8 protein-coding genes, 1 pseudogene and 1 riboswitch are annotated in these 12,588 nt (G+C 42.8%); of the genes and pseudogenes, 7 read left to right on the top strand and 2 right to left on the bottom strand.

The window, feature by feature from the left end; genetic code table 11:
• Window positions 1–89 precede the first annotated feature (89 nt).
• Window positions 90–5,579, top strand: a complete 5,490-nt coding sequence (locus ACM5QX_RS12825) for a translocation/assembly module TamB domain-containing protein (protein WP_414753841.1) — start codon at window positions 90–92, stop codon at window positions 5,577–5,579.
• A 174-nt stretch (window positions 5,580–5,753) separates the two neighbouring features.
• Here ACM5QX_RS12825 and ACM5QX_RS12820 read toward each other — a convergent pair whose 3' ends face one another.
• Both ACM5QX_RS12820 and ACM5QX_RS12815 read right to left on the bottom strand, forming a co-directional pair.
• Window positions 5,754–6,044 (bottom strand): hypothetical protein, encoded by a 291-nt coding sequence (locus tag ACM5QX_RS12820; protein ID WP_011319626.1) that lies wholly within the window; start codon window positions 6,042–6,044, stop codon window positions 5,754–5,756.
• Entirely contained in the window at window positions 6,025–6,270 is a 246-nt protein-coding gene (locus tag ACM5QX_RS12815; RefSeq protein WP_414753840.1) for a hypothetical protein, read from the bottom strand. The genes ACM5QX_RS12820 and ACM5QX_RS12815 overlap by 20 nt, the downstream gene beginning before the upstream one ends.
• Before the next feature lie 798 nt (window positions 6,271–7,068).
• On the opposite strand from ACM5QX_RS12815, the gene ACM5QX_RS12810 reads away from it, so the two are divergent.
• From ACM5QX_RS12810 to ACM5QX_RS12785, 6 genes and pseudogenes are all read left to right on the top strand, one after another.
• On the top strand, window positions 7,069–7,428 hold the full coding sequence (locus tag ACM5QX_RS12810; RefSeq protein ID WP_011319624.1) for a hypothetical protein: 360 nt from the start codon (window positions 7,069–7,071) through the stop codon (window positions 7,426–7,428).
• A gap of 364 nt (window positions 7,429–7,792) precedes the next feature.
• The gene (locus ACM5QX_RS12805; RefSeq protein ID WP_414753839.1) at window positions 7,793–8,332 is read left to right on the top strand and encodes a Dps family protein; all 540 of its coding nucleotides are present in this window, start codon (window positions 7,793–7,795) and stop codon (window positions 8,330–8,332) included.
• 132 nt (window positions 8,333–8,464) lie between these two features.
• Window positions 8,465–9,232 (top strand): ChaB family protein, encoded by a 768-nt coding sequence (locus ACM5QX_RS12800; RefSeq protein WP_414753838.1) that lies wholly within the window; start codon window positions 8,465–8,467, stop codon window positions 9,230–9,232.
• Between the two features lie 274 nt (window positions 9,233–9,506).
• Window positions 9,507–9,637, top strand: a riboswitch (cobalamin riboswitch).
• A pseudogene (cobG, locus tag ACM5QX_RS12795) lies at window positions 9,615–11,093 on the top strand (precorrin-3B synthase); the annotation flags it as partial. (Overlaps the previous riboswitch by 23 nt.)
• Before the next feature lie 93 nt (window positions 11,094–11,186).
• Window positions 11,187–11,813, top strand: a complete 627-nt coding sequence (locus ACM5QX_RS12790) for a precorrin-8X methylmutase (protein WP_414753921.1) — start codon at window positions 11,187–11,189, stop codon at window positions 11,811–11,813.
• 2 nt (window positions 11,814–11,815) lie between these two features.
• A complete protein-coding gene (locus tag ACM5QX_RS12785) occupies window positions 11,816–12,520 on the top strand; it encodes a precorrin-2 C(20)-methyltransferase (RefSeq protein WP_414753837.1) in 705 nt (234 codons plus the stop codon).
• The last annotated feature ends 68 nt before the right edge of the window (window positions 12,521–12,588 follow it).

The raw sequence follows: 12,588 nt of genomic DNA, 5'->3' as shown, positions 1-12,588 counted from the left end.
TGAAAGAGTTGTTTCCAGAGCGTAAAACCACTACTTTATTGTGGGGTAATAAATCATTTGTTACTCAATAACAATATTTAGTATCGGAAATGACGCGCTCTCCAAATCACCGTCGTTTATCTCTAATTCTTGCCAGACGCGCCAGTCTGGTATTAGGAATTATGGCGCTAGCAGGAATCGCTACTGGTGCTTGGTGGGCAAGAAATTATATATATAACGATTTAGCACCTTTAGTTGAGACTAACCTAGAGCAATTGCTCGGACGTTCCATAAAATTAGGGCAAGTCGAAGGTTTTACACTCTCCAGTCTCCGATTTAGCTCTCTATCAATACCAGCAACTCCCACTGATCCTGACACAGTAACAGCACAAGCTGTAGATGTGCAGTTTTCCCCGTGGCAAATTCTTGTCACTCGGACACTAGTATTAGATGTCACCTTAGTTAAACCAAATGTCTATATTCAACAAGAGCAAGATGGTCGTTGGGTAACGGCTGAAGTAAAGACAGGTGAAGGAAGTGGGCCAATCCAGACTCAGTTACAAACCTTAAATATTGTTGATGGAAATATTGAATTATTATCAGCCTCCGCACCAACTAAACCCCAAGGCTCGGTTGTACTAACACAGGTCGGTGGTATTGCCCGATTTTCGCCTGATAATGAGAGAATAGGTTATCAAATTAATGGTCAACTCACCAGGGGAGGAACGGTTAAAATATCTGGTGAAACACAACCAAAAACACAACTTACTAATCTTCAGGTTGTAGCCCAAAGCTTACTAGCATCAGATATCAGTCGTTTAGTTCAGTTGCCCATTGTTCTACAATCTGGACGTATTGATGCGGACTTAGCAGCGCAGATTCCCACCAATCAGTCAGAAATATCGATTACGGGAACGGCCACCGCCAATCAAGTTACAGCTAAAGTTGAAAATCTTCCGCAGCCTTTTTCTAAAGCCAATGGCAGATTAATATTTCAAGGACAGACAATTGCTTTAGAGAATTTGAGGACAAACTTTGGTCAAGTTCCCTTGTTGGCAAATGGTACAGTTAATACTCAAACAGGTTTTAATCTGGCGGCTCAAGTAAAGTCGGTTAGTGCCAAACAACTCTTAGACACCCTTAAGGTAAATTCTCCAGTCCCCGCAGTGGGAGAAGTAACAGCAGATATTAAAGTCCAAGGTGAATTACAGCAACCGATTCTGAGTGGTACAGCCAGCAGTATTAAACCGATTCAAGTTGACCGTGTTCTATTTACAGGCGTAAAAACTAATTTCCGCTTGAGTGTATCTGAAACGGCAACTCAAATTGCTGTACCGAATCTGATATTAATTCCCGCCGCAGGTGGTCAAATTACAGGAAGTGGTCAAGGTCAACTGGGCGGTAATGTAAATTTTGATATTCAGGCTGATGGTGTCTCAGGGGATATACTGTCACGTAGTTATGGCATAACTCCACCTATTCAAGTGGGAAATATCTCCGCTAAGGCAAAAATCACTGGTTCTTTGGGACAACAGCCTTTAGCTCTAAATATTTCTAGTGTTCAAGTGCAGCCACCATCTGGGGGGCAAATTGTTGGGAGTGGTCAAGTCCAACTTGCGCCCCAAGGTAACGTTTCGTTGAATATCCAAGCCCAAAATTTACCAGGGGATGCACTGGTAGAGACAAACGCAGCCATCAAAGTTGGTAATGTATCGGCAAATACTAGAGTTTCTGGCACTCTGGGCAATTTGTGGGCTGTGACCCAAGTACAAGCACCAACGGCTACCTATCCCACTACAGGGGAAATTGTTGTTGCTCAACAAGGAAGTAATCTGCTTTTACCCAGTGCTGTTTTGAATGTGGCAGGTGGTACTATCAGGGCTACAGGTCGGGTTGCTCAACAACGCTGGCAAGCGGTGGCGAATATTTCTCAAATTCAACTCGACCGATTTGAGCAGATACCGCCCCAGTTGCAGGGAGTCATCAGCAATGCGGTATTTAATTTATCAGGTAGTACAACGGCTATTCAACCTTCAACTATCCAAGCGACAGGACGGGCAAACCTAAATGTGGCAGGTGGTACAGTCAACCTGAGGAATGTCAACCTCAATGCTGGGCGTTGGCAAGCAGTGGCGAATGTTTCCCAAATTCAACTCGACCGATTTGAGCAGATACCGCCCCAATTTCAGGGAGTTATCAGCAATGCGGTATTTAATTTGTCAGGTAGTACGGCGGCTATTCAACCCTCAACTATCCAAGCTACAGGACGGGCAAACCTAAATGTGGCAGGTGGTACGGTAAACCTGAGGAATGTCAGTTTAAATGATGGTCGCTGGCAAGCTGTGGCTAACGCTGACCAGATTCAACTCAACCGCTTTTCCCCGCAACTACAAGGACGACTCAGCAGTAATATTCAGTTGGCAGGGACGACAGCATCTTTCCAACTAGCAGATATTCGCGCCGCAGGACAAATCAACGCTTCTCAAGGGTTGGCACAGTTGGCTCAACCAATTACTGCTCAATTTCAGTGGAATGGCAAGCAGATTATAGTACAACGTGCCACAACTCCGGGATTAAGTGCCAGTGGTGCGATCGCTGTACAATTACCTCAAACGGGTACACCCCAAATCGCTGGCTTGAATTTGAATGTCCAAGCGCAAAATTTTGACCTCAGCAAAACCGGTTTTCAAACCCCTGGAGATGTAGCCATAGCTGGGTTACTCAACTTTAATGGACAAGTGACCGGCACTCTCAATACTCCTGAGGCTAGCGGCAATATCCGGCTACGAAATTTCCATGTCGGTAGTTTAGCATTTGACCCGGTTTTAACTGGTAATGTGAATTTTCAAGGAGGACAAGGAGCAAGTTTGCGTCTAGCCGGGACACAAGACAAGATAGCCCTGAATTTAGATGCCAATTATCGCCCCAGTTCGTTTTTAGTCCAACGTGCTGGCGCTGTCGCGACAGGTAGAACTGAGGGAGATAACTTAATCATCAACGCCCAACAGTTCCCCATCGCTTTGGTGAGTGGTTTTTTACCTAATAATCAATTCAGACCTTTAGGTGGGGAGTTATCGGGGAATTTAGTTGTTAATTTAAATAATTATGCCGTAGCCGGAGATGTGGCAATTGCTAGTCCCCGGATTGCTAGAGCCTCAGCCGACGAATTTCGCGGTAATATTAACTACGCTGATGGTACTGCTAGTTTAGCTAACGGGTTATTACGGTTAGGTGATAGTAACATTGCTGTCAGTGGCAGTTTGCAAGCCGGTAATGACCCCAGCTTTCAACTACAAGCGAATTTAAATCAAACGAGAGTTGAAAATCTATTACAAGCATTTAATATATTTGATTTTCAAGATTTTGGTGGGGGTTTAGAATCACCGACGCTGGCGGGTGCAGAAGTACTCAACACTACACCTGTGCGTTTACCTAATGCAGATTTGCAAACCCAGTTAGAATATTTCACCAAAATTCAGGCATCCATCAGACAACAACAACAAGCAGATACACAACAAACACCAGCGTTGCCCAGCCTATCAGAATTAACTGGTGCTTTAAGTGGGGCAATTACAGCCAGTGGTTCGTTGCGGACTGGGTTAAATGTCGGCTTTGATTTTCAAGGCGCTAATTGGCGATGGGGTGATTACTCCATTAATGAAGTCGTTGCTAATGGTAATTTTGCTGATGGTATTGTCACCCTGTCACCATTACGTATAGGGATAAATCAGGGATTGGTGGCTTTTGCAGGACAGTTAGGAACTGAGGAGTTATCAGGACAGTTGAGGGTAGACAGTCTACCTCTATCACTCTTAGATCCATTCATCGCCCGATATCCTATAGATATTACCGGACAAGTAAATGCGATCGCTAATTTAGCAGGCAGTTTACAACAACCTAGAGTGACTGGGGAAGTAACCCTAGCCAATGCAACTTTCAACCAGCAACCTATACAAACAGGGCGAGTGAACTTTGACTATAACAATGCTCGTGTGAATTTTGATAGTACTTTACTGTTAACAGGCACACAACCCATTGCAATTACAGGTAGCATACCAGCCGAGTTACCTTTCGTCACCGAGCCACCAGATAACAATCAAATTAGCGTTAATGCCAGTGTGAACAATGAAGGCTTGGTGCTGTTAAATGTCTTGACTAATAATCAAGTTACTTGGGTAGATGGTCAAGGACAGGTAAATCTCAACGTTCAAGGGACTTTCGAGCAGCCAATAATTAATGGTAATGCCACAATTACCAATGCGACGATTGGCGCTCAAGCTTTAGCCAATCCCCTCACCAACGTTACAGGCACATTACAGTTTAATGGCGATAGGTTGGATGTCCAGGGAATTCAAGCCACATATAATCAAGGTTTAGTATCTGCATCGGGCAGCCTACCAATTTTCGCAACTGGGGAAACTGTAACTAATCCCCTAACAGTAGCAATCCAAAATCAACTCAATTTCCAGGTTACAGGCTTATATACAGGAGATGTCAGTGGTAATGCTGTGATTCGCGGAACAGCACTCAGACCTCGAATTGGTGGTGAAATTACACTCAGCGATGGTCAAGTGACTATTGGCAACACTACACCTAACTCAAAACAAACAACGACAACAGAAACTAACACTCGTGCCACAACTATAGAATTAAACAGCAATATTCCCGAAGCAACAGTCACACCACAACCACCAACTCGACCGAATTTGCCTGTAGAGTTTGCAGATTTACGCTTGAATCTGGGTGATGATGTGCGTGTCACCAGCCAGTCTCTACTGGGTTTTTTACCAGGGGGAGAGGTTTTTAGTCAGCCGATACTTAGTTTCGATGCCGAAGGCGATTTAACAATCAATGGTACCTTAGCAAATCCTCTCCCTGAAGGAGTCATTCGTTTAACGGGGGGAAGAATCAGCCTATTTACAACCGAGTTTACCTTGGCGCGGGGCTATGAACAAACCGCGCGATTTACCCCAAATCAAGGACTAGACCCGACTTTAGATGTGCGACTGGTGGCAATTGTACCAGAAGCATCGACTAGGAGCGATCGCACCTTAGAATCACCTTTTTCTGCGGAAATCAGTGATGTTTCTGCAAATAATTTCGGGACTTTACGCACCGTTCGCGTCCAAGCAAGGGCGACAGGGCCAGCTAGTGAATTGACAAATAATCTGGAACTAACAAGCGAACCACGCCGTAGTCGAGGCGAAATTGTTAGTCTGCTAGGTGGCTCGATTTTGAGTGACTTTGCTCAAGGCGATGCGACACAAGGGCTGACTAATTTTGCTAGTTCTACTCTTTTAGGTGGTTTGCAAGGCACAATTACAGCGATTGGACAGGCTGTTGGTTTTAGTGAATTTCGCATTTTTCCTACCCCTACCACTAATCAGGAATCTAGAAGAGCTTCAGTTCTCGATTTATCAGCAGAGGGTGTGTTTAACCTTAATCGCAATCTATCCGTCTCTTTATCACGAGCTTTTTCTACTACTGAACCTTTGCGCTATAATCTGCTTTACCGCCTTAATGATGAAATTCTGGTGCGCGGCTCAACTAATTTAGGAAACGAAAGTCAATTATTATTTGAGTATGAAACTCGATTTTGATTATTGTTCCCGTAGCCATACTGACTTGCGTAGACTGGAAGACAAACCCAGTAATCTTTAATTTTGAATGTAGGTTTTTTACAATGATGCTGAACAAGTCAGAGAAGAGATAAATAGAGAATCTATCGTAGGATGTGACTAGCTCTGATGTGAAAAACCTACACCTGTAAAGCTTTAGTTATAATCAAAATTTGTCAACGGTTTCCTGAACAACAAGGGGTTTTTACGCCTATTTTTATGTTTAGCGCTAGTCAAATAATTATCAGCATAGCGGAAAGCGGATGCACCATCATAAGCAGCGATCGCCACAGCTTGAAAAAATACCTTGGTCGGGACGAACTGATTAGATAACTTTTGAGTCAAAATTAACAAATCGTCATCCGTTGCTGGTACAGTTACTGTCTCTGCCCATTCTGAAGTATAAAAATTATCGTCAAAATTATCTTCAATTAGCAGTTTGGACATTTTCTACCTCCCCAAAGGCATAAGATGCGAAGCCTGCGATTAAGTTAAGTTGCTGTTCGCGTGTTTGTAGGTTTTCTGGGAGTTCAGTATAACTACAACCGATCTCTTGCAAGATATGTAAACAGTAGGCACTGATTTCACTACACGAGGCTCGCTCCCACTCATGAGCAATTTCTTTTGCCATCGCCTGATTGACGCGAATGACGTTCGTTACAGGGCTAATCATTAACTCACCCTCATAAACTGGATAATCGAAGTTTTGATCAAAAGGACAAAATTACGTAACCGTGATTCTGCTGAATTTATCAAGGCGGGAAAGGAAATCATCAGCGCATTTGCGGAACGATATCTCAGGCGATCGCCTCTTCTTCTGAAATTTGATACTACATAAAAACCATTTTTATGAACTATACCAGGGATTCTTACGCAGAAAATTATTACAAAGTCACATAATTATAAAAACAACCTGAAAATCTTATATCCGTATACTATAGAGTTTTTACTCATTACCAGTCTTTGTGCATTTTTGTCGTGTTACTACGTAGTTTTAAACCTTTATTTTTTGTCATCAGCAATTATGATTCAAGCTATAAAGATAAAGATTGAAACACTAGTATTTTTTGCCTAATTTCTTGAGCAACAGATTATTTAGTTTGTATATTCTGAAAGTAAATATTTTTTATGAAATAAATCAATAGATAATTTATTTGTGTTCGATCTATCTAAAGAATGATTTTAATGTAAATAATAATCAAGCCAAATTCAGTCTACTGGTCGATGTAGTAGTTTATTTTTTTAAGATATAAAATTATCATGCAAGCCTTTGAGCAAGAATAATTAAAACCGAGTGAATGCTTGAATTTTTCAATCAAATACAAGTATACCGAAATAATTATTCGCCAAGCTTGTAACTTAACAACTTCAAGGGAAGCAGTCTATTTATTTAATTTGCTTAAATAAAAATATGTGCTTCTTTCTCAAAGTAAGAGTTAAGAGTAGTTGATGCTAATAATGAGGGTTACAAATGAAGATTTTTAGTGTTGTTTTATCTATGTTACGCCCAGTCCGCTTTTTAATTGTTGCTTTTACTTGTGCATTGCTATTTCTATCTAGCACAGTTCCTGCTTTTGCCATTAGTAGCTACCAAAGTGAGCCTACAGAAGCTACAGACCAACTTTTAGAAACACAGAAAGCAACTGATGAAGTTGCCAGATCCGCACCTCCTGGGCTAAAAGAAGTTCAAAAGAAATCTAATGAAGGACTAAATGAAGTTCAAGGAGCCGCAGATATCGATAAGCAGAAGCGTCCTGCAAATTCCCAAGACTCAACCTCAGTAGAAGGTGAGATTCAAAACTTACTGGAAAAAGTCACCGGCAAAAAGTAAACATAAATAATCTGACAATCTCCAACTGTAAGAAGATAAGCTTTTGATAATAGGTAATAGGTAGTTGCTCAAAACACCTATTACCTATTATTTAGTATTTGGGAGCAATTTCACGAATCAACCATTATGTTTTTTAGGAATAATCTTGAATTTTTGAATTACAAGTATTCTGGGGATTGCCAGTCATAAAAGGGTTTTATTATATATTTCCCACTCTGATAATATTGAGATTTTTCTATAATCCAATCTCCAAGTAGTCCTTTAGTTGTAATTATTTGTAAAGGACAATCCTTCTAGTGACCGATGTAAATCTAACCGATATTTTGAGAACTTAATCTATAAGTTCACCGGAGAATGAAAAGCAATGCCTAGAATAAACATTGGTTTAACAGACGAACAGCGTCAAAGTGTAATTAATCTGTTGAATCAAGATTTAGCAGATTCTTATTTACTTTTGGTGAAAACAAAAAAATACCATTGGGATGTAGTCGGCCCACAATTCCGCAGTCTACATCAATTATGGGAAGAACACTACGAAAAACTAACAGAGAATATTGATGCGATCGCTGAACGAGTCCGGACTCTGGGTGGTTATCCCATAGGTTCAATGGAAGGATTTCTGCAAATCGCTACTCTCAAAGAACACGCCGGAGATGTTCCCAGTGCTACGGGAATGGTGGCTAATCTTGTACAGGATCATGAGCAATTGATTCGCAACCTCAGAGACCATGTAGACCGCAGTGGTGATGAGTTCCAAGATCAAGGAACTGCCGACTTCCTCACCGGACTCATGGAAGAACACGAAGAGATCGCTTGGATGTTGCGCTCATTTATTGAAGGGCAACCAATCGAGCCAAGTGGTACACAACCAGCAACAGAAACTAAAACACCTGTTGGTGTGTAATGCTTTTAGTCAATAGTCAAAATCAAAATTTTTGGACTGTGGACTATTGACTATTGACCACCCTCAGAAAAGTTTTTTGGTTCAGTGCCTAAGTCCTAAGAATAAATAAAAATAAAATTAGGGAGTATACAAGTGCCAGAAGTTTATCAAGCAGAACGTACTATCTCTGCCGTATTTAAAGAGCAGAAACAAGTTGATGATGTAATTCGCCGTTTGTTAGATAGAGGCGTACCTAGAGACCATATCTCAGTCATGGGTAGAAACTTTCAATCCGAAACTCGGATTGCAGGTTTTATCACCAAAAGAGATGTGATTTTGGGTGGTTTGCGAACAGGAGCGATTTTTGGTTCCTTGTTTGGTTCCTTCCTTAGCTTGTTAACAGGTGTAGGCGTACTGTTTATTCCCTTCGTCGGGCCGATTGTGGCAGCAGGCCCCATCAGTGCTTTACTATTGGGGGCGGCTAGTGGGGCGATCGCTGGTAGTGCTGGCGCTGGTTTAGTCTCAGTTCTGACCACCTTGGGAATGCCAGAAGATAAAGCTGCAATCTACCAAACCCGCCTACAAGCCGGTGAGTTTTTGTTATTAACCGAAGTACCAAGCGATCGCGCTGGTGAATTTCAGCTACTCTTGGAAAGTGCTGGTGCAGAAGAAATCAGCACAATTGATAAAACTTTGGCTCGTCCTTGTCCAGGGCCTTGCAAGAGTTCAGAAGATTTATCTCCTGAAGTGCGTTCTCATCTTTCTTCGGAAGCTCAAAGCACCTTTATTGAACGCTATAACGGTGTATTGAACGAGACTAGTGATGAGTTTACAGCTGAACAAGCAGCTTGGGAAGCTGTTCATCAAAAATTTGACGAAGATGAAAACGGCGTTTGGTCAAAAGCTAAAGTCGGAGTTTAGCAACGATATTTTGGTTTTTTGTTAATAGTTTCAGAGCTAAAAACTGAGATAACCGATTTATTAAGTAAGTCGGTTATTTTTTGCTAATTAACAAAGATAATCGAGTTATACCGTTTCTTAATGTAGCTTGCCTGGCGTAGCCATAGATGCACTTTATTCTGTACTGTAGAGACGTTGTATGCAACGTCTCTACATCATTTATTTGACGCAACTTCATAGAGAATTGGTATTAATGAAAAATATGAAGCAGTCAATATGATAAGTGGCAACTCATGGTAAATTACTAAAGCTTGGTGTTGGGAAACTCCGGTGCGATTCCGGGGCTGTGCCGCAGCTGTAATGAAAAGTCACAAGCGAAATTCTTGTAACTTTCCGAGTCAGAATGCCAATTCCAAGAGTTAGCTGTCTAATCTCTGCGTCGCACAGAGAAGGAGTGATTGTCTTGTTGTCTGGTTCAACACCTTGTCCTGGCTTGTTTTATGCCACACCTGCCCAAGATGGGATCTTGTCTCGCATCAGAATACCAGGTGGAATTATTAATAGTAAACAATGTCAGGCGATCGCAGATATTGCTGACGAATACGGCGGCGGTTATGTGGATGTGACCAATCGTGCTAACATCCAAATCCGGGAAATTCGCGCCGACATCGATTCTCCAGTCCTCAAGCGCCTGCAAGAACTTGGTTTGGGTTCTCGCAATACAGGTGTAGACCAAATCCGTAATATTATGACCAGTCCCACGGCTGGTATTGATCCCCAAGAATTAATTGATACCCGTTCCTTCGTTACAAGTTGGGATAGTTACATCACTGAAAATTCTGCCTTGTCAGGACTATCAGCAAAGTTTAGCGTGTGTTTTGATGGTGGTGGATTAGTTTCGGTAAGCGATCGCCTCAACGATATCACCTTTGCTGCCATTTTAGTAGAGAACAGAGTTTACTTCCGTCTGTGCTTAAGTATCGGTGCAAAAGGAAAACCACCCATTGACACCGGAATTTTGTTGTCACCAGAGGAATGTTTACCAGTCCTCATGGCTTTGACAGGGGTTTACTTAGCTCATACTGATGCTCATAATAAACGCAAGCCCCGACTCCGAGAAGTAGTGAATAGTTTGGGGTTAGATAATTATCTTCAAGAAGTTGAAAAACGTTTAACTATTTCCTTTGGGGAAAAGAACCTAACCCCCCTACCCCCTTTTCTACGAGGGAAGGGGGAGAAGACAAAGCATTTCTCCCCTCTCCTACAAGGAGAGGGGTTGGGGGAGAGGTCACATACTAAATACCACCACATTGGCATTCATCCCCAACACCAACAAAACTTATACTACATTGGTCTTGTTTTACCCCTTGGTCGCTTGGAAACTTGGCAATTAAAGAGTCTAGCTGATTTATCTGCCAAATATGGGAACGGGACTCTCAGGCTGACACCTTGGCAGAATTTATTGTTAACAGACATTCCCCAACAATGGCTGACTGAGGTTCAGAGTCACATTTTGGGGCTAGAATTAGACTTCTCAGCCGCAAATATTAAGAGTGGCTTAGTAGCTTGTTCTGGTATTCAAGGTTGTGCGGCTGCTGCTACAGATACCAAAAGTCATGCCCTCGCGCTAGCAGATTACCTGGAATCCCACATCACCCTAGAACACCCAGTAACTATTCACTTTAGCGGTTGTGATAAATCCTGCGCCCACCACGGTGACAGTGATATTACTTTGCTTGGTGTTAATAATAAAACTGGAGAAGGATATCAAGTTTTTGTAGGTGATGGTGATATTTATGAAAAATTCGGTCGGGAAATCCACCCCTATATAACTGTTGCTGAATTACCGACAACAATAGAACGAATACTAGAAGTGTATAAGAACGAACACGCAAAAACAGACGAATCCTTCGAGCAATCCACTAATCACCATGAAACACCCCAACTAAAGCAGTTATTTTCTCAAGCAAATCCCATGTCTGACTACATCCACGATGCTAATGAAATCTACCGCAATTCCTTTGCTATCATCCGTTCGGAAGCAAACCTAGATATACTCCCGCCAGATATAGCAAAAGTTGCAGTACGCCTGATTCATGCCTGTGGAATGACTGATATTGTCACAGACTTGGGATATTCAGCCACCGCAGCACAGTCTGGCAGGGCAGCACTAGCAGCCGGCGCACCGATTTTGTGTGATTGTCGTATGGTAGCCGATGGGGTGACAAGGCGGCGTTTACCTGCTGACAACCAAGTTATCTGCACCTTGAATGAACCAGAAGTACCAGAACTAGCGAAAAAATTGGGTAATACACGTTCGGCGGCGGCTTTGGAATTGTGGAAACCCCATCTAGAAGGGGCAGTTGTCGCCATCGGGAACGCACCTACAGCCCTATTTCGCTTATTGGAAATGCTAGATGCAGGATGCCCTAAACCTGCCTTAATCTTGGGTTTCCCAGTCGGGTTTGTGGGTGCGGCTGAATCAAAAGCCGCATTGGCAGCAGATAGCCGTAATATCCCATATATGACTTTACACGGTCGGCGCGGTGGGAGTGCGATCGCCGCCGCCGCAGTTAACGCCCTGGCAACGGAGGAAGAATAATCATGACAGCTAAAGGTCGTCTCTACGGGGTGGGTGTAGGGCCAGGAGACCCCGAACTATTGACCATCAAAGCATTGCGGTTATTACGCGCTGCTCCTGTCATTGCCTATCAATCAGCCACAGATAAAGAGAGTATAGCGCGAGCGATCGTTTCCCAATATCTCACAGGTGAACAAATCGAAGTAGCCTATCATCTCCCCCGCGCCTTAGAACCAGAAAAAGCCCAGGAAATCTACGACCAAGAAGTTGCACCCATAGCCGAACACTTAGCAGCCGGAAGAGATGTAGTCGTACTGTGTGAAGGCGACCCGTTTTTTTACGGTTCATTTATGTATGTATTCACACGCCTTTCGGAAAAGTATCAAACGGAAGTCGTCCCTGGCGTTTCCTCACTAATGGCTTGTCCAGTTTCCTTGGGTGTACCCTTCACCTACTACAACGATATTCTCACCGTACTACCCGCACCCCTCCCAGCAGAAGAACTCACTTCCAAATTACTGACAACCGATGCAGCCGCCATTATGAAACTAGGTCGCCACTTCACCAAAGTGCGCGATGTCCTACATAAATTAGGGCTAGCATCACGGGCATTATATATCGAGCGGGCAACAACAACACAGCAAAGGATTGTACCTTTAGATGAAGTTGATCCGGCTGAAGTACCTTATTTTGCCATGATTGTGATACCTAGTAAGAGTAGGTTGTAAAAATCTGGTACAAGTTGATAACCGTGCTTGTTTTGAATATCTCATAGCTATAAAAGCAGATGTTGGTA

The organism is Anabaena sp. CCY 9910, assembly GCF_963920875.1.
GTDB classification, from domain to species: domain Bacteria; phylum Cyanobacteriota; class Cyanobacteriia; order Cyanobacteriales; family Nostocaceae; genus Trichormus; species Trichormus variabilis.
The sequence above is the reverse complement of the archived record's forward strand: the minus strand, read 5'-3'. Positions and strand labels throughout refer to the sequence as shown.

Bases quoted from the DNA above. Each gene is read 5' to 3' on its own strand.
- ACM5QX_RS12820 (WP_011319626.1), bottom strand. From the start codon at position 6,044: ATGTCCAAACTGCTAATTGAAGATAATTTTGACGATAATTTTTATACT.
- ACM5QX_RS12785 (WP_414753837.1), top strand. From the start codon at position 11,816: ATGACAGCTAAAGGTCGTCTCTACGGGGTGGGTGTAGGGCCAGGAGAC.
- ACM5QX_RS12810 (WP_011319624.1), top strand. From the start codon at position 7,069: ATGAAGATTTTTAGTGTTGTTTTATCTATGTTACGCCCAGTCCGCTTT.
- ACM5QX_RS12825 (WP_414753841.1), top strand. From the start codon at position 90: ATGACGCGCTCTCCAAATCACCGTCGTTTATCTCTAATTCTTGCCAGA.
- ACM5QX_RS12790 (WP_414753921.1), top strand. From the start codon at position 11,187: ATGTCTGACTACATCCACGATGCTAATGAAATCTACCGCAATTCCTTT.
- ACM5QX_RS12805 (WP_414753839.1), top strand. From the start codon at position 7,793: ATGCCTAGAATAAACATTGGTTTAACAGACGAACAGCGTCAAAGTGTA.
- ACM5QX_RS12815 (WP_414753840.1), bottom strand. From the start codon at position 6,270: ATGATTAGCCCTGTAACGAACGTCATTCGCGTCAATCAGGCGATGGCA.